The sequence below is a fragment of the Vibrio sp. 10N.286.52.F8 genome (genome assembly GCF_041468745.1).
GTDB lineage: Bacteria > Pseudomonadota > Gammaproteobacteria > Enterobacterales > Vibrionaceae > Vibrio > Vibrio crassostreae_C.
Map to the genome: position 1 here is coordinate 25,222 of NZ_JBFRJF010000027.1, position 24,487 is coordinate 49,708.

A 24,487-nucleotide genomic window follows, 5' to 3' on the forward strand; every position below is an offset into this window, starting at 1 on the left:
CATAGCAACACCAAACGCCCCATACAAAGCGATACTACCAAACAGCAATTAGGAAACACGATGGCTCCAAACTCCGCAGATTCCGTTATCGTTCTCGATTTCGAGACCACAGGCTTATCACCAAATATGGGCGACCGAGCGATTGAGATCGGTGCGGTTAAACTCGTTAACGGCGAAGTCGTCGACACCTTCCAGCAGCTCATGAACCCGGGATTTCGTGTGAGTGGATTCATTGAAGGTTATACCGGAATCAGTAACCGTATGTTAAGCACAGCGGCCAGTTGTAGTGAAGTGATGGATGAGTTTGCAGACTTCATTCAAGACAGCCAACTTGTCGCTCACAATGCCTCATTTGATAAGCGCTTTCTTGATGCGGAATTAGATAATATTGGTCGCGATTACAATGGACAGTTCGCTTGCTCAATGTTGATAGCTCGTCGTCTAATCCAAGACGCACCAACTCATAAGCTAGGCGACCTTGTGCGTTTCAAAAATATCGACAACGACGGTACTTTCCACAGAGCGTTAGCCGATTCAGAAATGACAGCAAGGTTGTGGTTATTAATGATCGATGAGCTGCAGAGTGACCACGGTATTCAACAGCCGAGCTTCCAATTGATGCAGAAAATATCGAAGACAGCCAAAGGTTCGATTCCAAAACTACTGATGAACAACAGGGGTTAGGTTCCGAAATTCACCTTAAAGTGGGATGAAAGGCTAGCTCGACAATAACCGCTAGCCTTTAAAAGGGACGCTCTACTCTTGCAATGACTTCAACGTTCCTTTGAGGCTTTCTAATTCATTCATAAAATACGCCCACTGCTTGTTACTGCTGGTCGCGGCGATATCTACTAAAAACTTGGCTGATGTTTCCATATTTTGGTTGAGTTGTGACTCAAGTTCATCAGGATAATAAGCTTCATTGTTTAAAAGCAACTTCATGATAATCGGCTGAGCAATATGCAGATCGCTCTTCTTTGCCATCAGCGTCGTTAGCTCTTGATAGGTGTTGTTTTGATATTGTCGCCAACTGCTATTGGTATTTACCCACTCTTTAGACCAAGCCAAAATAATCTGTTTTTGTTCTTTCGATACTGAACCTAACCACCGTTCTGCGCGCTCTTCTATTCTGCTTCGGTATCGCTCTCTCGAATCGGCATCGTTCAACGACAACCTTTCTTCATAATAGTCTTGCTGCTTTTCACGAAAGTTCTTTAAAAACTCCCTGTCTTGCTTAGGGCTAAGCTGCATACTCAAGGCGTAAATATCTGGAGCGAACTTATTGACGATTGTGCGAATATGCTCTTTCGTTTGTTCACTTTGGCCCACAATAAAAGCGGGATTCATATCCGACCGATCTACGTTTTGAATCGCTTCTAATTGCGAGATGTACAGAGGTAGCTGAGTTTCTTTATGCCATTTTTGTAATATATCTAATCGCTCTTCAAGCTCTGATTCTTGGCTATTTGAGAGGGAAACAAAATCTTCTATATAGCTAACGACAAACCAACCTATATTGTTATAGGCGAACTTGGTCCCGCACCCAGTAAATAGAAAACAGATCACTAAAACTAACCACCGGCACTTTCTCATTCTACCCTCTCACGACATTCAACAAAGCCACAAACCGATTAACTCATCCCTTTAAGGTTAGCCCAGTTTTTATAACGCTAATTCTAGCTCTTATAAAAGTAGTCTTAATAAACAGTGGTCGTAAAAACTTTGAGATAAATTGAGACCCAAACTTGCTAATCTAGCTATTTAGGCAAATGATTAAACTAAAAATAATTAATGGCAGTGATGTGACTTGATTTTATTACTCATTTGACGTGATACGAACCCTATAAATGAGTTGGGTTGACGTATTTAAAATGATTGATATTTGGGAGGGAAGCTATGGCCGCTATTCCTGATCATCCAAGCGATTTAGAATATGAGCTTTGTTATTTTGATGATGGTTCAATAACCACAATCACGATATTGGTTCACAATCGACAGGAAGCGATGACTTGGTATCTTAGCGAAGGAAAACATATCAACGATCTTTATTCGATAAGACCCGATGAATAATGCTTTGGTATAGAGGACTAGGTCGATAAACCTAAGATAAGAAACTTAAGTGGCATTTTGTGGAACACCCTTTACTGCAATGCCATTAATTAGCAATGTCGTTAATTAGACATATCGCAGCAAAGGGATTCAGTCTCGAATTACTTCAGGATTCGGGCGCGGAATTGACGACCCTTCATTTTACCTGATTCGATTTTGTTCAGTGCTTTTTTAGCCACAGATCTTTCTACCGCTACGTAAGCACGCATTGCAAACAGATTGATCTTACCTACTGATTTACCATCAATGCCGCCTTGGCCCGTCAGTGCGCCAAGAATATCACCAGCACGAAGCTTAGCTTTCTTACCGCCATCAATTTGGATGGTAACCATGTTTGAGTAGTACGGCTTAGCAATTGGTTTTGCTGGCAGTTCAGATGGCTCGATTGGCATGTCCATGTACTCATCAATTTGAGCAACACGGTACATCTCTTTTTCACTAAAAAAGCTGATCGCTACGCCTTTGCTTCCTGCACGGCCAGTACGACCAATACGGTGTACGTGAACTTCAGGGTCGCGAGACAATTCAAAGTTGAACACAGCATCTAGGTTATCAACATCAAGACCGCGAGCCGCAACGTCTGTCGCCACTAGAATCGAGATGGTTTTGTTTGAGAACTGAACCAAAGCTTGGTCACGTTCACGCTGTTCCATGTCACCATGAAGTTCGATAACACTGAAACCGCGGTGGCTTAGCTCATCGTTTACGTTCTGCACTTCTTTCTTAGTGTTACAGAACACAACCGCAGACTCCGGTTGGTGATGAAGTAACAGCAACTCTAGAGCGTCATCACGAGCTTCAGAACCTTCTAACTTGTAGAAGTGTTGTTGGATGCTTGAGTGATCGTGTGTTGATTCAACCTTCACCATTTCTGGATTGCGCATAATGCGGTCTGCAACAGATTTGATCTGTTTAGGGAAAGTCGCACTGAATAGCAGAGTTTGGCGTTCTTTTGGCGCCGCTTCAATCACAGCATCCAAAGCGTCTTGGAAACCCATCTCTAGCATGCGATCCGCTTCATCTAACACAAGTGTGTTCAGCTCAGACAGGTCAATGCGGCCTTTCTCTAGGTGATCAAGAATACGACCAGGTGTGCCCACAAGAATGTGTGCGCCATGCTCTAGTGAACCAATCTGTGGGCCCATTGGCATACCGCCACATAGTGTCAGCACTTTAATGTTGTGAATACCACGAGCAAGAGTACGAATCTCTTTTGCTACTTGGTCTGCAAGCTCACGAGTCGGACATAACACTAAAGACTGAACACGGAAACGCTTAACGCGTAGGTTCTGCAGCACGCCTAAACCGAAAGCAGCTGTTTTACCTGAACCCGTTTTACCCTGACCGATAACGTCCTTGCCATTTAGGATAGTAGGAAGACTTAACGCTTGGATAGGCGTCATTTCAGTATAACCAAGAGAATCTAACGTGTTTAGAAGCTCTGGTTTAAGGGCGATTGAAGAGAATTTTGAAGTGCTCAATGGAAATATCCAACTGGTGAAAAACAGAGTGCATTATGAGTGTTTTTGAAAATTATTCCACCTTAATCACAGTTTTGGAGAAACATGTTAGGCGAACATAAAAAAGCCAGCTTTGTTAGCTGGCTTTAACTTCTATACGAATTGCTTTCTATGGCACACCGTGACCTTTAGATGCCACCCATACGCGATACCACTGTTCGCGCGTCAGCTCGATTTTCAGTGCATCAACGGCCGTCTTCACACGCTCAATCTTACCAGAACCAATAATTGCAATTGGACTAGATGGTAAACGACGAACCCAAGCGTAAATCACTTGATCAATGCTGTCTGCACCGACTTCTTGACGAATCGCCTCTAGCTCATCACGAACGCGAACCGCTTGCGCTGAATCACCACTGAAGATGCTACCACCACCGAGACAAGACCACGCCATCGGGCGAATGCGGTTCATCTGCAGTTGATCTAGCGTGCCATCATGAGCCACTTCGAAGTTCAATGGGTTGATTTCAACTTGGTTGGTCACTAACGGCTTACCGAGTCGAGATTGAAGCAGTTCGAACTGACGCGGTGAAAAGTTAGAAACACCGAAGTGCTTAACTTTACCTACTTTGTGTAGCTCTGCGAACGCTTCTGCTACTTCATCGGCATCCATTAACACGTCAGGGCGGTGAATCAACAATACATCGATATCGTTAACACCTAAGTGCTCTAATGAGTTATTTACTGATTGGTAAATATGCTGCGCGCTGGTGTCATAGTGATTGATCTTACGATCTGGAGTGTGGTCACCACATAGGTTGATATCGCACTTGGTGACGATTTGAATATCATCACGAAGGCTTGGTTCAAGCGCTAAAGCCTCACCAAACAACTTTTCACATTGGTAGTTACCGTAAATATCCGCGTGATCAACAGTTGTGATGCCAAGATCAATATGTTGCTTCAGGAAAGTCAGGCGTTGTTGCGGGGTCATGCCCCACTCTGCTGTACGCCAGTATCCTTGCACCAGCTCAGAAAGTTCTGGGCCTTGTGGCGCTATCGTTACTCTTGCAACCATGGGTTGTCTCCTTTATCAATACTGAACGTATCCTAAGCTCGTTTTACCGAAGGCTCAACGTATAACAAATGGCAAAGCTAAACGCTTATTAAAAATGTGAGAGCCGCAGAAAAACGAACACTTAAATGAATTATAACTTGCTGTCTGCCCGCGAGCCGTTCTCCTGAAAGGCTTGTTTAGCCTAATAAATAACGAAACTATCTATAAATTTGAGCAATTAAAAACGATTAAGTTCAACCGTTAAGTTGTCACCATCACTCTGTAACTGAATCCAAGGAGAAGTAGAGCTAGAAGAAGATAAGCTAGGCACATTCCACACACTCAGTTGCTCTGCTGAACCGTGAGGCGCGTTGATAAATTCGACCAGCTGTTTATCCACCTTATCGAAACCAACACCTTCATTTCGAGCTTGTTCGAGTTGAGCTGTAACATCGAATTCATCTTCACCAATACGAATTGAACTGAGAGCAAAGCCATCTTGGCGAAGGTATGCCTGAAGCTTTGTGTAACTTAGGTCCGAATATGGCAGGTTTAAGCGAACCGTTTCGACACTTGAGTCCCCCAACTCCAGTTCAACATACACATCCAGGTCGTAATATTGGGTTAAGTCACTGCACAACAAAGTACCTTCGATCTCACCACAATCCATCAACTCGATATCATTAATATAGTTTTGAGAATTCGGCAGACTTGGGCTGCTGTTAAATACTGTTCTTAACCACCAGCTTTCGGTTGCTTGCGCTGAAAATGAAATAGCATTGAGGGACAGCATTAGAGGCAAGATTAGAACTTGAAAGATTTTCATCGACTGGGCTTATTTAGCGCTATATGAAGTGTCCATTATACGTGACCAAACGACAAACAACTGCTCGAGTCGCAAATTTTAGGCGAAAAAAAACGGGCATACATGCCCGCTAGATAATTTCATCACCGAATAACGTAATCCGTCACGTTGAGAACCATTACGAAAGAGAGAATATCACTCTCCCACAACAGTTACAACATAGCATACCCATTACTTGTAGCCACCTTCAATAGCAGGCTCTTCAAGCGACAATCTGACTTTGTTACGTTGAATAGCTTCTGGCGGCAAGCTGATGAAGCCGTATTGGTTCAAAACGACTTGATGATCTTGTGACAAGGTAAGCCCAACAAAAAACTCCTCTTGTTCCGTAAAGCCTTTGCGATGCGCTGGAATATTCAAGTACATGTAATAAACCGTTGCTAACGGGTAACGACCAGAGAGGATCGTTTCTTTGTTTAGGTCGTAGTTCACACCTAGGTTATCAACCACGCTCAACCATTTCACATCAGAGATCTGATCTGAGTAAACGGTGTAACCAATGGCGGCATCTTCGTCTTCAATCTTATTAATCAGATCAGGTAAATCCGCTAAGAACTGAGTATGGGCATATTCTCCTTCTGTTCCACATTCGACCCAACTTGAAAAGGTAGTATGGCCTTTCAGGTTGTGATCAATGGCAAAGGGCAACATATGAGTATCTAGGCTTTCACCGTTACGAATATCACTACTTGCTGACCATTTTGGATGTTTAGGATCGTTAGAACAACCAAACACATCAATTAATTCAGCGACGGTGATTGATGTCGCAGGGTTATTTTTATTGGCTAGAATCGCAATCACGTCAGCGGTAAACATCAGCTCTGTTGGCCTATAACCGTAACGCATATCAAACCTTGCCATCTCTTTGTCAGTCCACTTTTTGGAAGTGATACCAACACGCGAGCGCTGCATGATCATCTGTTCTGGGACGCTGTCACTCAACAAGATTTCTAAGTCGATCTCTTGGCTCTTAAGCAGATCTTCTACAAGCCCCTGCATATTCGGCTCAATCGCGACCAAACCAATGTCACTGGCATCATTCGCAAATGTCGATACAGAGAACAACGCAGGTACAGCAGCAAGCAGCAAGCCCGATTTATTAGCTAGACATTTCATTACTGGCCTCCTACTGGATCAATCGACGTTTTAGACTCAACATCGCTATTACTATCGAGCTGCATTTCTGAAGTGAAGATGTTCCAAGATGGGTTCACTTCCATGCTTTCTGTTTTAATCACCGCGATCGTTCTACGCTTACGCTTGTGAAGATGCTGAGTTAAGCTGGTTATCTGAGTAAACTCTTGTTCAAAGATTCGCTCACCATTGATGCCTCTATCAATCAATGCGTCTCGAATCACGCCCGTTCTTTTCTTGGCCAATGCTTTGTTATACACGTTTGTACCTTCAGCACTGGTATCTCCGACCAAGGTAATCGAAGCATCAGGCTGCTCTCCTAGTAAACGCACCAACTCATTTAATACAGCGGTATGATCAGGTTTAAGGTCATACTTATCAAAATCAAATGCCACACTTAATACTTCAACGTCTTCGACAATTTTCCAATTGGCACACCCTTTAATGTCTACCGTTACACCTTCTGGCGTATCGGCACATAGATCTCGCTGGTTAATCACACCATCTCGGTCATTATCCGCTAAGTCATCAATTTGGTGGCGTGTCATTGTCGTATCAGGCGTTTCTGCACATCCCATTAGCAAGATAGAGCTAAGTAGCGCTAGTTTAAAATATCTCATTACTTATTCTCCCCTTGCCACTCTTCTGGATGTTCAATCCTCAACGCATACGTCAACATACCCATCGCATTTAACACTCGATAAGCCGCTAACGTTTGATCATATTCAGTGCTGATGAAGTTTCTTCGAGCCAAAAACACTTCTACTTTTGCATCCAGTACATCAAGAAGGCTTCGTCTGCCAACATTGAATTGCTGGATATAGCCAAGCTCTGCAATTTTCGCTGCATCAACATTCTGTTGAAGTAAGGATTTTTGCTGCTCAAGCATTTTGTAAGCGTTCCAAGCCAGTTGTGTACCTTCTCGAACCTCACGCTCTGTTCGTAATCGGATCGCCCTTGCCTCTTCCACTCGCCAAGCTGACGATTCAACCCTGGAGTCAGTAGAGAAGCCATTAAACAGGTCATAATCCATCGTCAACATGATACGTGCATCTTCATCGACACCGCCTGGCGGGTTAGATACGTTGTCATTCTTATTGGCATGAAGCTCAAGTTTTAGTTCTGGGTAGTAATCCCCTTTCTCGCGGCGCATCTCTTTACGAGCCGCGTCGATATCAAGCAAAGAGGCTTTGATTTCAGGGTGATTCTCGACAGCTTGTTCAAGTGCGACCTGTGCTGAGCTTGGTAATAGAGCGTAATCAAACCGGGGGTAAACCAAGTTCACCGCAGGTTTGCCAACCAAGCGTAGATACTGAGTTTGCAAATCAAACAGGTTGTTCTGAGCGGCGATAAGTGAAGACTGCGCGGTCGCGACACGGGCGGAGATTTGAGCCAGATCCGAGTTGCTACTCAAGCCTTTGCTCTTTTTATCTTGGATATCTTGATAGATCTCTTGGTGCTCTTTTACATTACGCTTAGACAATTCAAGTAGCGTCTCTGCTTTTAGGATATCGAGGTAATTTCTCACCACATCTAACGATACGTTTTCAGCTCGCGAAATCAGAGTTAGACGCTCAGCTTCTGCTTCGAACGTCAGTCGATCGACATTCGATGTGGTTTTAAAACCATCAAATAGTAACTGGGATACTTTAACGCCAATTTCCGTTCTCGTTAGGCCTCTATCATCGCTATCGAGTTTGCTGCCACTGTTGTAGCGTGTCTCTTCATAGCCTGCTGCCGCGTACAAGTTCACTTGTGGCATATACAAACCACTCGCAGCGTCTCCGTCTCTGACCACCGATTGGTATCGGGAGTATTGCGCCAATATCTCTGGGCTATAGTCGATGGCAAAGGCCACGGACTCTTCTAATGAAGCTGCTTGAGACAGCCCACTCATTAGCAAGCAAGAAGAGAGTAAGAATTTTGAATGCATTACACTTCCTTTTATATTTATGCTTTAACCCACTTCATCGTTCACGAAGTGAGTTTTCCTTAGCTCGTAAAATAGGTTTTAACCAATAACTCAATACTGTTTTCTCTCCGGTTAATATATCGACCGCGACTTGCATCCCTGGGATAATGCTAAAGGCAGAGTTTTGTTGCTGGTCTTCGTTTAACTGAATATGGGCACGATAATAGGCGTTTCCGTCTTCCGTTTGTAAGGCGTCGGCACTCACGTAAATCACCTCGCCTTTAAGTCCGCCATAAATAACGAAATCGTAGGCCGTGAATTTCACTGTTGCACCTAACCCGTTATGAACAAACGCAATATCTTGCGGAGAGATTCTCGCTTCAACAATCAGGTCACTGTTTGATGGAATGATCTCAATGATCGGCTCGCCGGGACGAACTACACCACCAATGGTACGCACAAAGATCTCTTTGACTGTGCCATCAACGGGCGCGACAATTTCAGTACGCTTGAGTTGGTCGGCAATCGCCTGCTGGCTTTCGTTCAGCTGCGCTATCTTGCTCGCCACTTCATTCAACTGGCCTTGCACTTTGGTACGAAAATCTAAAGCGATACTTCGATGATCCGCTATCGACTCTGAGTAGGCAGCTATCTGCTTCTGCGCTGCTACTTTTGAGCTAGCAATATCACCTTTGAGTTTGACTACATCACGGTTGAGTTTAAGTAGCTCAACTTCCGCAACAGCACCGCTCGCTACCACGTCTTTCAGCATGTTGCGCTCACGAATCACAATCTCGAGGCTGCTTTCAAGAGTCTGGATATTGTTAAACGTATCGACACGAGCTTGGTCTTGTTGCTCGATACGAAGTGCCGCCTCTTCCAGTTCAGACTTCAACTGTCCTAAACGTTCTCGGTAGTTCGCCTTGGCATTCATTAACGCAGGGTGGCTTGATACATCAACCGCAATATCTTGAGGCACCAAGACCACTCGCTCATACCACTGTTTCGCATCGTTATTTAAAACGACCGTCGACAGCTCAGCCTTTAATCTTAATTGCTGAGCAAGCAAGGTATCCGCTTGTTGAGCCGACTCTAAAAACGCCGCCTTAAAACGTGTGTCTTCTAACTTAGCTAGAGGTTGCCCCTTCACTACAGATTGGCCTTGTCGCACCATGATCTCTTGAACCAGTCCACCTTCTAAGCTCTGAATGGTTTGCACCGAAAGACTTGGAACGACTTTACCTTCACCGATCACGACTTCTTCTAATGTTGCCCACGTAGCCCAACCGATAATTGATACAATGAGTAGAGCACTCAACCAAATCAGCTTTCGAGAGCGGAATGCTAAGTGGTTGTTGGTCCATTGAATATCATTACTCATGACGACCTCCCTTCACCACAGATACCGTCTTAAACCGGCTCGTACCTTTAGGTACACTTTTCTTCTGTAAAGAGAGAATTTCTTTAGGTTCACCTTCTGCCACGATTTGACCTTTATCCAATACAATCACTCGATCACACATCATCAAGAATGAAGACTTATGGGAGCTGATTAGCATTGAGGTTTCTCTCGGCATACTTTGAAGTGCATTAAAGAACTGAATCTCGGCCTGATTATCTAGCGCGCTGGTGGGCTCATCCATGATCAATAACTTTGGACAACGATACAGAGCTCTCGCAATGGCAACGGCTTGGCGCTGACCACCAGAAAGTAACCGACCACCCTCACCGACAGGTGTTTCAAGGCCATTGCTTAGGCGCCCCATGTAACCATTCAAACCCGACTGTTGAAGAGCTTGTCTTAGCTTTTCTTCATCAACGTTGGTCGCACCAAGCGTAACGTTGTCGTAAACACTGCCAAAAATAAGATTAGTGGTTTGCCCTACCCAACCCATGCCACTACGCAGAACGCTGGTTGGCCATAATTGCCCATCGATTTCTTGATAGAAAGCTTGTCCTGTTGTTGGCAAATACTGGCGCGCAACAATCGATAGTAGAGTTGTTTTACCCGCGCCTGCCGCACCGACAAGACCAACTCGCTCACCCGGTTTGATCTCTAGGGAAATCTCCTTTAATGCAGGGCTTTGAGTCTCTGGATAAGTAAACGTCACTTCATCTAACCTAACCCCACCATCAAAGTCTCCCTTATCAATCACTTGGTGTTTGGACTCTTCCTGAGGTAGCTCCATAATCTGATTCAGCCCTTCAACGGCCGAACGTGTTTGCTGGAACCTCAGCAATAGAAGAGAAAGCTGGTTCACCGAACTTGCAGCGCGCCCACTCAACATCACAACGGCTATCAAACCACCCATACTCAGCAAGCCTTCAGAGATCTGATACACGCCGAAGATGATCAGAGTGATGGTAACGATCTGCTGACTGGACTGAATAGAGTGCGTCACGATATTGGAGTAATGACGAGATTGAGTCTGCCATTGAGAGAGCGACGAAATCGTCTGTTCCCAACGCTTCTGGGTAATACCCTCAGCATTGTTTTGCTTGATATCCGGAAGGGTTGTTAAGCAATCAAACAGCTGGGCTTGTCTTTGTGTCGAGAGACGTGCGGTTTCATCGAATGTTTTCTCGACCTTGCCTTTCATCGCGATGCTCAGCACAATCAAAACAAGCATGATCGCGACAGGTATGAACATCATTGCGCCACCGAGCCAGCCGATAAGCAGTAGGAATAACAAAGTGAATGGCAGATCGACTAAAGTGACTAACGAGATAGAAGTGAAGAAATCTTTCACGCTATCGAAGTCTTGAAGCTGTCTGGCAAATGCGCCTACCGATTGAGGTCGATTTTCGAGCTTCATACCAAGGACTTTCGAGAACAGCTGAGAAGACAACTTGTTATCAATATAGCGCCCAGCCATATCAGTCACAGAGCTTCGTGAGCTTCTCAATACCCAATCAAAAATAACAACGATACCAACGCCTGCTGCTAATACCCAAAGCGTGTTAAACGCTTGGTTTGGCACAACACGGTCGTACACATTCATGGTAAATAACGGAACCACTAGCGCAAGCACGTTGATCAAGAACGAAGCGATAAACAGATCGCGATACCAAGGCTTCACTTGTTTGACCACCCGCCACAACCAACGGGTGTTGGATTTACTGTCATTGCGCTCATGTGCCTGAACACGGGCGTCATCAAGCGCTTGAGCACCCACTTGCCAAACAAATGCATCCACTTTAATGACTAAGTCTTTAAGGAGAATTTGTTGGCTTAAGTTGGATTCACAATTCAATACTTGAAAGTCGCCAACGGAGCTTTGGGTTACGACAAGAGGAGACCCTGTCGCGGACTCAACAGCAACAACAGGGAACTGACATTGATTCAATAATTCTTTTTTAACGTGGCTCAGCGTTAACCCCGATTTCTCAATGGCTCTTGGGAAAAGGGATTCATTGAGCCTGCCTTCATTTAAAGGTAGGCCAGACACTATTTTGGAAGGGTGACTGCGAACATTAAAATGCTCACACAACCACTCAACACAAGCTAGCCAGCTGTCTTTTTGTTCTACCAATCTAAACTTCCTTTTATAGACTGTACATCTAACTTACAGCGTTAAATTATTGTCTTCTATCATTTTTTGTAAAATTTGTGCTTCTAATGCACTGCTACTGTCACCTTGATACAGATCGTCGTACGTGACATCAGCTAGCAAGATGTTTTGTTGAACGTCTTCGTCACCATTAGGTTTAATAGAAATGGTCACACCTTCACCAGATTCTTCTAAATCTAGATATTGTGTTGCCCCTAGCCCTGTATTAAGCCCTAGGCTTCCCAAAATACCCGAGAGGTCAATTGCATCAGTGTCTGGAGACGCATCAAAATCTTGAATCACATCGTAGCTTGGTGCTTCTGCACTCCCTAAGCCTGAAGATGCGAACACAAAATTGTCAGAGCCTGTACCGCCAATCAACAGATCGTTATCATCTGTCGCGGTAATCGTAGAATCCCCTTCAGCGACAAACTCAATCGATACGGTTTGGGGTAACCCGACCGCTTGGTTATTGCCTATCTCTGCAGACGGCTCTATCGTTAGGTCAAATTGATCACCACTGTTGTAGCCCCCGGTAATCGCTAGGTTAGGCACATCTGCCAAGTTCACCACATATTGACCATAGACCATAGAGCCGTGTGAGAACGTCAAACCTGCGGGAATATCATAAATTGTAATGAAGCCCACTTCTGAATCAGCAGGGTTTACAAGAGAAAGGTCTAAACCAAGAGGAATCGTGCCACTTGCTTCTGCCACGATCGAAGAATATTCAACGCTCAATAACGGTGCATCAGGCTCTGGTGTGATAATAAGCGTCATGTCTTGCGAGCTCGGGTCACCCGTGTCGACCACTAACTCACCGAGTACCGTATTTTGATCAACCGTTCGGCCGGTAATCGTAATATCGAGGTTACCAAACGCATCGCCTGCAAAGAATTCGAGCTCATCAACAGAACTTGCTTTAACGAGGATCGTCGCCTGTATGATGCCACCAACACTGGTGAAAGAACTGGTTTCTGATCCAATTCGAATTCGGTCTAACCCAACTAACCCTGATGGGTCCGAAGTTCCATTCACTGTTACCGTAATTGCTAAAAACTCATCACTGTTAGTTTCAAAGCTATTGGCATCAAGAGGAATCACGATGCCATCATCTTCACTTCCAGTGAGCTGTTCAGGTAAATCGAAGAACTCAACTTTGTCACCTATAGGGTTAACACCTACAGTAAATTCAGATTGTGTATAACGGATATCCGTCGTACCAATTTCTTGAGTAATCGCCTCTAGAGACAGATTAATGTCACCACTAAAGTCTCTTGGTGGCAGAATGACTAGATTAGATAACTGACTTGGATCTAACTGCCACTCATAGGTAGGGTTTCCATCGAAGGTACCGCCATCAGCACCATTGTTTGGAACCAACTCATAGTTGTCTCCGATTTTAATCGCGACAACTGCGCCTTCAGGAACTCCCTTCAACGAAAGCGACATGTTTTCAGAACCATCTTGGTCAATCAGCTCTGCGCTAAGTGATGACAACGAAATGTAATTATCTTCATCTCCGATAATATCCTCTGTTATCAAGTTCGCCGCATCAGCGACTGGCTCAACAGTAATAGTCACGACCGTCGTTTTATCTTGCGTATCCGTTTCTGTCACGCAATCCGCTTCATCGGTAATATTTGCTGTCACAGTGAGGGTAATTTCACCACTGTAATGCTCAGGTGGCGTAACTAACACATCACTCAAACGGCTAGGGTCTGTGACCGTCCAAGTCCCATCGCCATTATCAACTAACAACCCGGTGTCAGTTGGAGTTTCAGACAAGGTCGCTCCATTCGAAATGCTCACCGTTAGAGAGTTAACGGTTTCTTTACCGGTAGCGCTATTGCCTTCACCAGTGATTAATTGTCCATCTTCAACGCTATCACCAAGAACCAGTTCAAGGTTAAGGTCTGTCGCGATGTCTTCTTGAATGGTTGTGGAGTCGGCTTCAACCGTAATGTCATCGACCACAGGCAGAACTTGGATACTAATGGTTTGGGCCGTCGTCACCGTATCACCGCTACATGGTGAGGTCTCAATTGTCTCTATGGTGAAATCAATACACCCTGCAAAATCTTCATCCAAGCCCGTTAACGTTAGTTTCGAAAGTCCATCTGCAGTGATTGAATAACCGACGATCTCACCAGAAGCATCGTATTCAGCAATCACACCATCACCGGAGATCTCAACGCCTTCAGGAAGTGAATCGGCAGGAATATAGAAAGAGATTTCATTGTCTGGATCACTGCCAACATCGGTGTTTAGCAAGCCAGTGAGATCAATATCTTCCCCTTCAGGTGTTTTAATTTCGCCATCGGGTTGAATCGGGCTTGGTGGGCCAACAGGGTCACAAGAACCGCCACCGCCGTCATGACCAGTAATTTGCAGCGGGAAAGTCGCATCAATATATCTCGCATCATCACCATCAATCACACGAGCACGAACCACAATATCCAGTACCGGAGTATCACTTGGGCTGGAAATCGTCGCATTATCTAAAATGTACGCTGCGAGTTCTTGGAAAGAGTCACTCGTTAACCCATCCGCAGATATGATCCAATTCCCAGAGCTATCTTGAGCGGCACCATTAGGGTGCTCAACAATCAACGAATAGCCGTCGGGAATCTCGATCAAAATATAATCGAGGTACTCTGACCCATCGATATCCGCGTCGACGAACGTCACGGCGTTAGAGATATCAACAGGCGAGCCGTCTGTACTCTGTAACAGCTCTGTAGAGCCTTCTAATCGAGTATCTAGCTCGACACGAGCATCTACAGTCACGCTAATAGAACCAGTAATATCTTTAATATCCGTTGCACCAGTTGGAGAGGTATCCGTGACTTCATAGGTGATAGGAATTGAGAATGTTCCGCTTAAATCTTCTGTCGCTGTAACAGAAAGCCTGCCGCTGCTTAGAAGATCCGAAAGCGTTGGCGTTGTTGAGTCCAGTAGAGTATCCAAATCTAAGCCTGAAGCTGGGACCTGAATAACACTCCCATCAAAATAAAGAGTGAGATCTGCAGGTAGGCTATCAATGACATATCCCGTCAAGGATTCGCTGCCATCAATATCCTGATTCACTGAAGGTTCAAGGTTCAGGCCGATTTGACTGTCTTCGATGCCTTGAGTACTGACCACTTGACCGTTTTCTTGATCAACGACCGGCGCTAGCTCTACTTTAAGTGTCATAGGAAACTCGCCCGAATCACCATCGGGCTCAGTTGAGATAGCAATAACGGTGAGTTCTAATTCACCACTAAAATCAAGAACTGGCTTGAGATACAGATCATCCAGTTGAGCGTTAGAGACTTGGAATACGGGCCCTGTCACATCATCAACATACGCAATCGTCAGCGATACTGGTTCACCCAACGCATCCACCAGCAAAGTGCCTTCAGGAATGTTAGTAAGCAGTATGTTGATCTCTTCTGAAACATCGTCATCCGTCGTTTGTATGAGGAAGTCGAGCTGTATTAACCCATCTTCATTCAAGACCGATTGGTTGCTGATGACTTTACTGTCACTGTCGTATTGCCAATGACCATTACCACCGTCTACCGCGATAGGTTCATCCACAACACCTTTCAAAAAGATATTGATGGTTTTTGTATCACTTGACGCTTGCCCATTGATAGGAATAAGTGAATCGATCGTCGACTCAGTCGCTATTGCTGTTACGTCTATTGACAGATCTTCAGTAAAGGAACTGATGTCTTCTTTAGGCTGAATATAAGCAACACCATTGGCGATAGCTTCGGCAGTGACTGAATAGGAGTTATTGCCTATCTTTGCGGTACCATCACCTTCAACAGACCAGCCATCTTGAACTTGGATAATATAACTTAACGATTCAGAACCATCGGTGTCCGCCAAAGCGCCTTCAATAACGTCTTTGAGGTAAATAGCTTCATCCTCTAGTCCCTTGTAGTCTTTAACAGACACATGAGGAGTATCAGCATCAGGTGAAATATCGACAGTAACGGTATGTACAATACTTGCCGTTTTATCATCTGGGTCAGCGAATGAATTGCCAGACTCTGTTGCAACCGCAGTAATCTCAAACTCAAAGCGACCCGCTAGGTTGTCGTCAGCCCTGATTTCCATTTTATCAATCTGAGCCTGTGTGTAAGATTTCCCTTCTTTGACTGCGTTGCCATTTAACGTCAAATTCAAGCCGTCAGGAATCCCACTAATCTGGTAGCTCAATGTTTCTGACGTATCTTGATCCACCAGCTGAGCTGTTATGTCCAAACTGACTGGGTCTGAGTCATCTTCTACTGAATGATAGGAGAATACGGAAGCCGACCAATCCGGTGCATCAGCCACCGGTAAAACAGACACTGCAACATCAGCCGTCAGTTCTTTAGGATCCGTATCAGTGCTAATGATTGCGTTGATCGCTAAGATAACCGTTGAGGTGGTATTGGATTCATGAAGCGCGGGACGATAAGTCAACTGTCCATTAGGCCCAGTGAAATGACTATCAATCGCTGCCAATTGACTTCCAGACAAGGTGACCTTGCCGTCTACAACTTGAAGCAACACCCCATCAAGGTACAAGCTACCACCGTTTAGCGATGCTTCTGAGAACTCGATAGCAGTAACGGTTTCGCTTTGGTCGACATCGCCGGTTGCCACACTTACAACGATAATCGCGTCATTGTCTTCTGTGGTTTCAGAATCTTCATAACGAATAAAACCTTCGTTATCATCCAGAATAAGCTCAGCAGTACTGGTAACTTTATCACCGTCCGCATCTCGCACCAGATAATCGATGTCATCGACGATCTTAGGATCTGCAGGGTTTGTTGATACATTGGGATTTGTAGTCAGCTGGTAGCTACCATCTGAAGAAAGCGTAAACTGACCGTAAGTAGACCCACCATCATAATCATTAATTAGATTAATCGTGATAGGAGTGCCTGCGTTATCAAAGGTATAGGTAGTACCGCGATAGTCAAAACTTACAATGGTTGCGCCATCGGCACCTGCGAATTTTTCTGTTAGAAATTGTCCATTAAGGTCATCACCCTCAACCATTTCAATTGCCCCTGAACGCGCAACTGGGACAGCATCTGTTACGTTGACAGAATAAATTGCCGGATCAGAGCTATCGCCGTCCGCATCGTTGACCACCAATTCAAAATTGAGGGCTAGATTATTCTCTCCATCAGCATTGGCGTGATCGAGAGGTGCATAAAGGTCGAACTCTGCAGTCCCGTCAGTATTAAAACGAATCCTAAATATATTGTTTCCATCAGAATCTTGACCGTAATACCAACCATCAGAATCGACAGCTTGCAGTGAAATGTCTTTCCCTGCACTCGAATATGAAAGTGCATCAAACGCAGCGGTGTCGACCGTCACAGAGACAACATCATCGGAACCTTCGATGATTCCTAACGAAGGGCTAGAATCTTCAACACCAACCTGTTCGCTGTCTCCAAGCAGACCGTCTTCATCAACAGAAATGCTTCCGATAACAGTAATTTTAGGGTTTGCACCATCGTAAATCTTAATATCAGATTCTTGTGTATCTCGTGAACCGTCTGAATCGATTGTGACGATTGAGGCTGGAATCGACAGCTCTGTGTCCTTCACACCGGTTCCGTGGTCTATTGACTGGTACAAATCAATCTCAACCGTGACATTCGTGGAACCATTGGCTTCTAAGCTAAAATCTTCAGGAAGTCTCACTTGGAAAACAGCATCGCCATTCGACAATACCGCATCAAACGTTCCATCCCCATTATCTCGCCAAGACAATGCTTCACCATTACGTGTCACCGCCTCACCGTCACTATCAAGAACGGCTTGGCCAGTTGTCACATCTAACCCCAAGAACACGAGTGGATCGTTGCCCGCATTCACGGCTAAGCTTGCACTCGCTGTTGTTCCAACACCAGACGGGGTTGTATCAGCAACAGGGTTTTCACTCAACTCGACCATGCCAGAGCCAATCGTAGGCTCCCCACCATCCGTAATCGAGACGTTCAAGGTTAATTGAGTTTCATCGTTGTCATCATCTTTTGCTGTGATGACAAAAGGAATTTGGTCGGTTCCATTCGTTTGGTCGAGGCCCTTGAATAGTTCAAAGGTGTAAGTGACATCAGTATCGGTCTCACCTGACAGAGAGGTAAAGCTCAAGGTGAACGCTTTATTTTCAGCACTTTCAGAGCCAACATAACCAGTAAGTTCATTTCCGTCTGCAGAGACCACATAGATGATCTGTACACCCCCACTAAACAACTGCGGCTGATCTCCAACATCAAAAAATACAGACTCAACAAAGTCACTTCCGACGTTGAGATTGAAAGTGCCAGTATCTGAAACACTGCCGTGAATAAGATCTGATTCGTCCACAGCAGCATTGCTAGTTGAAGTTAATATTGGGTCGGCTCCATCCTGGATGATCCAGTCGAATTGCCCTTGTTTTAAAGAAGTGCCATCTAAATCCGTTCCATCAATAATAAGTGGCAGGGTGATGGAGTCGTTGCTGAACAGGTGGTTGATAGGCTGTTCTAACACTAATGTGACATCTGCTAGAACATCGATACCACTAGCGACTGCACTCAACGTTAGCGTGAATATCGTTTCACCATTTGCTTGTGCGGTAATCGTTTTACCATCATTCGCTAACGTGTAGGTTAGAGGAAAGTTCTCATCTCCGGTCGTCAAGCCCAAGGCGTCTAACTGCACCAGAGTATTAGCATTAAATACAATAGAAGCGGGATCTGGATTATCTGATCCAGCGGAAACGGTAAACTGGCCGACTACAGTTTGAATTCCATCAGACACATCACCTTCAGAGCTGGTCGTTGTCCCATCAACAACTAGCCCTGCATCACCATCAAAAATATCAATGACCGCAGTGCCGTTTCCGAAATCATTACTGATGTCGCCAGCAACATAGTTGAAGGTGATGTTCTGATCAACTGTGTGGTCCAAATTCCTGTTGGCGACGAACGTCCAGTGGCCATTCGCAAATACGGTCAAGGTGCCTTCGCTAGTAGCAAATGAAACCGGAGAGCCACCAACAATCGTCTTGGTCGTACCATCAACTTCAACACTTTTTATCGTAAGTTGAGTATCCAAATCGATGTCGTTATTCAACACGTTCCCTGACGCAATCTCACCCTCGATCATTTGATAAGACTCATCAAAAACCAGAGGTTCAGAATCTTTGATGACAATAGGTAAACGTCCTATCACTAACTCCGTTGTACCATCAGCATCGGTTTGCAAACCTTCGATGAGCAAAGCCGTCAGAATTGAATCTAACCCAGCCTCCTGATCAATCGCCTTATAAAAATTGATATTTACGTTGCTGCCGGAAATTGACGCATCGAATACTTTTTGCCCATCGCTTCGTGTGCCAATTAGGCTTTGTTTATCAGCCGATACAGCAACGGTTATCGATAGGGTTTGAGAAGTTAGTGACTCTGCGATGCTTTGATCATCGCTAAAAGAGAAGTCCGCATAATCGATGCGAATATCAGAGGTCTGAGTTTGATTTCCAAAAATCCCGACAACAGTTTCTGAGAACACAACCGACTCGGGCAGTATAATGCTTGGCATATCATCGATAGCTTGATTGCCTACCGTATTGAAAACTTTGGCATCAACCGTCCATTCTGACGCCAAGTTTAGGGACGAGACATCTATATTTTCAACAACCCAATTACCTGATGCATCAACAACACCCTCAAACACAAGAGTCTGAGAGCCATCATTAACTTCAATATAAACAGGAAGACCTTCGGCAACATTGGTTGTGCCTTGCATGGTTGTAAGTTGGCCGCCACGAAATGCCAAAATACTAAAACCGTCTAGCGTATCAATGTCTATAACAGGCGAAACAGTATCAATAACAATTTGCCCTGCGCTATTTATTGCAGAAGCAGGGTTACCGGCAACGTCAACAGTGTCAGCCTCAATTTGAATGCCACCATCGGAAAAGCTGGTTAGATCCACGCCTTCAACTGACCAAGCACCATCAATCACAGTTGCCGTCAGAACAATGACATTCGTTGTGCTGTCAGAAATACGAATATTGACCGTTTGGCCATCTTCTACGTTCTGTACCGTACCAAAGAATTTAGCCGACTGAATTTCGAAGCTATTGAGGACACCGTCGCCACCATCATCAACCGCAGCGGTGATGTCCGCTAGCGTATCTTTCACGATCGTGTCGGTCGCTGTTGTAGGGTTTCCAGCAATATCGATAGTATTGGCAACAACGGTTAGCTCACCTTCTGCAAAGCTTGAGTAGTCTTGAAGAGTCAGAGTCCAAGTTCCGCCGGATACTTCCGTTGTGTATTCTTGTATCGTTCCTTGGCTATCGGTAATTGAAATGTTGATGGTTTGCCCATCTTCTACATTGGCAATCGTACCAACTAGCACCCCATTCGATATTTCAAATTGATTGTAAAACTCATCACCAAAGCCATCGAAGTCAACCTCAATGTTGGCTAATGTGTCTTTGATTGTGGAATCGTTAGCTGCAATGCTATTGCCAAAATCATCAGCAATGACAGCATCGACTTGAAGATCCCCCTCCTCCAATGAAGAGAGGTCGACGCCATTGACGACATACGTTTCATCGCTTGTGATGGCTGTGGTGGTTACTGTGTTTCCGTTAACATCAGTGATGGTCAGAACAACGGTACGCCCGTCTCGAACATCCACTGCCGTGCCCGTAATCGTGACACTTGGTACTTCAAACTGATTTTCGTAACCGTCTCCACCATCCAAAATATCAACGGTTAATAGTGCACTAGGTAACAGAATATCAAGGTTACCCTCATTCGAGGTTGTATCTTCGTCGGCATATTCTGCAGGACGCGTATCAAAACCCGCCTCAGCGAGCGTTTCATCTAAGGTGGAACGAACATAAACAATAAATGAGGCGCTGGAACTAGGTTGGTCATTTACTGAGTTAGGCTGTTGAGGTGCGCTTTCAATGTTGTTGACGAGTTCGGTGACCACCTTTTCCAACTGTTGTTCAACTGCGGCGATTTGTGGTTCGGTTAGGGGCTGAGCCTCTTGTAAATTCTGAGGTTCAATGCTGACGACTTGCACGCCTTCAACTTTTGGCTGCGTAGCAGGTAATTGAAGCCAAGTCCCATCAGGGAATACTTGCCACACAACACCACCAACTTCGATATATAAAATAGGATCCATCCTAAACCTCTTCCTTACAAAAACGCTGACCTTGAGAACATCAATTTACTCAATAAAAAGCCGGAGAAATCAGCACACTCTCTTTAGTTAATACTAGCAAACAACAAACCATTAACAGTTAATTATCACTAATACGCTGTAAAGTAAACCGATAGGCTGTGACTGCATTCAGTTATATCTATCGTCACAAAATACATTCAATGAATGTGTCATAATGTTGAAATTACTGGTTAAATTTCAAGGAATGTCATGACTGCAACGAACTATCTCAACCAATTGAATCAAAAGTATCTTGCGACTCATAAAGCGAAAGAAGACTTCTTTTGGGATACATATATGGGTATCAGTGACGACCACGATGGTTCGACACTCGCACAGACTCAGTGGACGGAATTTCTAAGCTCTGCCGAACAGATTACTGCTATCGAAACGCAACTCGCTGCTATTGATGAAATTCAAGATCCTCTCGAAAAAGAGAGTACGCTGACAGGCTTGAATGGTTGGTTGGCGACCTTTAGATCTCACGCTATTGAGTCTGAGCAGTCACAGAAGCTTAAATCCGATCTCATAAAGTTTGAGGCTGAACTGTTTGAGAAAAAACAGAATCATGTAATGACTTACGTAAATGAAACAGGTGATGAAACAGAAGGATCGCTGCCCGTTTTAGGTTCAGCCGTTAGAAGTAATGGTAATGAACAAGTTAGGCTTTCTGCACATCAAGCATTATTAGATTTAGAGCAATGGCTGCTGGCTAACGGCTTTATTGAGCTGATCAAAAAACGTAACCAATTTGCTCAATCACTGGGGTTTAAAACCTTCTTTGATTACTCGGTGGTAAAAACCGAACAGATGACGACAGAACAACTGTTTACGATTCTGGATGACTTCGAAGCACGCACGCGTGATAGCCATCAGCAAAGCCTAGCCAATTTGGCAGAGCAGAAAGGCGAGAATGCACTTCAAGCCCATAACTTTACCTACTCTTTTGCAGGTGACGTTATGAATGATCTTGACCCGTATGTTCCGTTCTCAAAATCATTAAGACGCTGGATAGAGTCTTTTGGTCGCCTCAACATTGAATACTCTCAAGCGACATTGAAACTCGATTTACTTGATCGCAAAGGAAAATACCCTAATGGCTTCTGCCATGGCCCTATCCCTTCTTTCTATGACCAAGATGCTTGGGTTGCGGCCCAAGTTAATTTCACTAGCAACGCTAAGCCCGATCAAATAGGCAGTGGCTATGATGGGATTAACACACTATTTCACGAAGGTGGTCACGCGGCGCATTTTGCTAATGTAAAAATGAACGCCCCTTGTTTCTCTCAAGAGTTTGCGCCGACTTCGATGGCTTATGCTGAAACACAATCCATGTTCTGCGACAGCTTGTTAAATGACGCTGACTGGCTAAAACAGTACGCTCTAAATGCGGACGGGCAACCTGTGCCAGATGATCTAATTAAAGCCATCATCGACAATAAACAGCCCTTCCGAGCTTACCAAGAACGCAGCATTCTTGTGGTTCCATATTTCGAGCGAGCCCTGTACGAATTAGCTGATGAAGACCTCACGCCTGAAAAAATCACGGCACTTGCTCGTAGCAGTGAAAAGGCAATTCTTGGATTGTCTTGCAGCCCTCGTCCACTGATGGCGATCCCTCACTTATTGTCTGATGAAGCATCTTGCTCATACCAAGGTTATCTATTGGCTCATATGGCGGTGTATCAAACACGAGCTTATTTCACCGACAAGTTTGGTTACTTAACAGATAACCCAGAGATCGGGCCTTTGTTGGCGAAACACTATTGGCATAAAGGCAATAGCGTGAACCATAACGGTACAATCGAAAGCCTGACTGGGGAAGGTTTTAATGCCAAATATCTCGCTGACGAGTGTAACTTATCGCCAGAGGAGGCTTGGGCGATTGAGGAGCAAAAAATCAAACAGCTGTCGACAAGAGAACGTGCACCAGTCGCGGATTTGAATGCGAAGGTATCGATCGTTGATGGAGCAACTGAATTAGCGAATAATGCAAAGTCGAATGACCAAATGTGTGATGATTTTGAGCACTTTATTATTGAGCAATACGGTCGATAGATTGAGTTTTAATGCTAATGAAAAAGGCAAAAATGAGTAGTGACATAACTCATTTTTGCCCCATTCGTTGTTACGCGTAGATAACCTCTCAATTCACTAAAGCATTATTTGACTAACTTTTACTAATACCAGTAATGTGTTGAAAGGATATGTGAGGCTTTACCTATCAATCACTTTGTGAGCCTAGAGCTTTGCACCTCGCACACTTATGAATACCCAGATAGTCAACCCAGCAAACAACGGTCAGTTAAGCTAAATGGAAAGATTGAGCATTACTACACACCTGATTGCAGTCCTCACTGCTTTCTCCGCATTCACGATGCCTATAGCCCTTGAGGTTCTTAACCGTGTAAAAACCCACTACGGGTCTGCATACTACATGGATGCTATCGAACAAAAAATGGGGTTCAAAATTCAATTCCTTTTCCGTGAACTCATCCTCACACTGATTACACTGATTTGTTTTGCGCTTTATGTTAGCTCTGTTGATAAGAACACTTTCTCTAATAACTATGTTTTGTTTTTCGAAACTTTATTCTTGCTCATCACGTCGACCTTACTCATCAAAGAGTTCAGGTTTATACAAATAGTTTTCCTCGCCACACGTTCAGACAGCTTGGTCACAGAACACCTTATTTCGAAACTATCAAAGACCGATAGCAGCGATGCAAGTCATGCGATAGAAATTGAACTACTTGTGCAAATTGCAAGCTTCAACCTTGGAAATTCAACAGCTCATTTCGAAACACCAACTGAACTAAAGCTGTTCAAGCTAATTGAAAGCGCCTACACCAACCAGAGTAACTCCATCTCTCCCGTTACGATAAAAAAGTTACTTGGTGCCTTAGCTGTGACTTTAACGTCAGCTAGAAGCACAGGAAATCGCGATAAATACGTATCTTTACAAAGGGACTATGGCAAGCACTTGGTATTGTTCTTCGATAGAAAGATTAAAAATTATGATGTATTTGAACGCTTTAGCACGAGCCTCTACGAAGAAAGCATAAAAGAACTAAACTCTGACCAATTCTGGCTTTTGAGAGCTGATTTTCTAATTAGCGTACACACATGGGACATACAAAGCCCGCAAACTGTAGTGGTACGCTGAAT

14 protein-coding genes are annotated in these 24,487 nt (G+C 44.5%); 4 read left to right on the forward strand and 10 right to left on the reverse strand.

Annotation, left to right across the window (positions count from 1 at the left end; all coding sequences use genetic code 11):
• The first annotated feature begins 60 nt into the window (after positions 1–60).
• On the forward strand, positions 61–684 hold the full coding sequence (locus AB4133_RS14290) for a PolC-type DNA polymerase III (RefSeq protein WP_372224836.1): 624 nt from the start codon (positions 61–63) through the stop codon (positions 682–684).
• A gap of 72 nt (positions 685–756) precedes the next feature.
• Here the strand turns inward: AB4133_RS14290 and AB4133_RS14295 are convergent, their stop codons facing one another.
• Positions 757–1,593 carry a DUF6279 family lipoprotein gene (locus AB4133_RS14295; protein WP_017059479.1) on the reverse strand — a complete coding sequence of 279 codons (837 nt, stop codon included), beginning with the start codon at positions 1,591–1,593 and terminating at the stop codon, positions 757–759.
• Positions 1,594–1,896: 303 nt separating this feature from the next.
• Between AB4133_RS14295 and AB4133_RS14300 the strand changes: the two genes are divergently transcribed.
• On the forward strand, positions 1,897–2,070 hold the full coding sequence (locus tag AB4133_RS14300) for a hypothetical protein (RefSeq protein WP_017064349.1): 174 nt from the start codon (positions 1,897–1,899) through the stop codon (positions 2,068–2,070).
• Between the two features lie 140 nt (positions 2,071–2,210).
• On the opposite strand, the gene dbpA is transcribed toward AB4133_RS14300, so the two are convergent.
• The 9 genes from dbpA to AB4133_RS14345 form a co-directional block, all read right to left on the reverse strand.
• Positions 2,211–3,590 (reverse strand): ATP-dependent RNA helicase DbpA, encoded by a 1,380-nt coding sequence (gene dbpA / locus AB4133_RS14305; protein WP_017064348.1) that lies wholly within the window; start codon positions 3,588–3,590, stop codon positions 2,211–2,213.
• Positions 3,591–3,738: 148 nt separating this feature from the next.
• A complete protein-coding gene (locus AB4133_RS14310; RefSeq protein WP_017064347.1) occupies positions 3,739–4,647 on the reverse strand; it encodes an aldo/keto reductase family oxidoreductase in 909 nt (302 codons plus the stop codon).
• Positions 4,648–4,864: 217 nt separating this feature from the next.
• The gene (locus AB4133_RS14315; protein ID WP_017071598.1) at positions 4,865–5,452 is read right to left on the reverse strand and encodes a hypothetical protein; all 588 of its coding nucleotides are present in this window, start codon (positions 5,450–5,452) and stop codon (positions 4,865–4,867) included.
• A 210-nt stretch (positions 5,453–5,662) separates the two neighbouring features.
• Positions 5,663–6,607 carry a PstS family phosphate ABC transporter substrate-binding protein gene (locus AB4133_RS14320; protein WP_372224838.1) on the reverse strand — a complete coding sequence of 315 codons (945 nt, stop codon included), beginning with the start codon at positions 6,605–6,607 and terminating at the stop codon, positions 5,663–5,665.
• Positions 6,607–7,245, reverse strand: a complete 639-nt coding sequence (locus AB4133_RS14325) for an OmpA family protein (protein ID WP_372224840.1) — start codon at positions 7,243–7,245, stop codon at positions 6,607–6,609. The genes AB4133_RS14320 and AB4133_RS14325 overlap by 1 nt, the downstream gene beginning before the upstream one ends.
• Positions 7,245–8,558 (reverse strand): TolC family outer membrane protein, encoded by a 1,314-nt coding sequence (locus AB4133_RS14330; protein WP_102321358.1) that lies wholly within the window; start codon positions 8,556–8,558, stop codon positions 7,245–7,247. Before AB4133_RS14330 ends, AB4133_RS14325 begins: the two co-directional genes overlap by 1 nt.
• Before the next feature lie 34 nt (positions 8,559–8,592).
• Positions 8,593–9,918 carry an HlyD family type I secretion periplasmic adaptor subunit gene (locus tag AB4133_RS14335; RefSeq protein WP_372224842.1) on the reverse strand — a complete coding sequence of 442 codons (1,326 nt, stop codon included), beginning with the start codon at positions 9,916–9,918 and terminating at the stop codon, positions 8,593–8,595.
• A complete protein-coding gene (locus AB4133_RS14340; RefSeq protein WP_372224843.1) occupies positions 9,911–12,070 on the reverse strand; it encodes a type I secretion system permease/ATPase in 2,160 nt (719 codons plus the stop codon). Before AB4133_RS14340 ends, AB4133_RS14335 begins: the two co-directional genes overlap by 8 nt.
• A gap of 33 nt (positions 12,071–12,103) precedes the next feature.
• On the reverse strand, positions 12,104–21,280 hold the full coding sequence (locus AB4133_RS14345; protein WP_372224845.1) for an RTX toxin: 9,177 nt from the start codon (positions 21,278–21,280) through the stop codon (positions 12,104–12,106).
• A gap of 249 nt (positions 21,281–21,529) precedes the next feature.
• Between AB4133_RS14345 and AB4133_RS14350 the strand changes: the two genes are divergently transcribed.
• Both AB4133_RS14350 and AB4133_RS14355 read left to right on the forward strand, forming a co-directional pair.
• Positions 21,530–23,377, forward strand: a complete 1,848-nt coding sequence (locus AB4133_RS14350) for a M3 family metallopeptidase (RefSeq protein WP_372224847.1) — start codon at positions 21,530–21,532, stop codon at positions 23,375–23,377.
• Positions 23,378–23,633: 256 nt separating this feature from the next.
• Positions 23,634–24,485, forward strand: coding sequence for a hypothetical protein (locus tag AB4133_RS14355; RefSeq protein ID WP_372224849.1), 852 nt, complete (start codon positions 23,634–23,636; stop codon positions 24,483–24,485).
• Positions 24,486–24,487 lie beyond the last annotated feature (2 nt).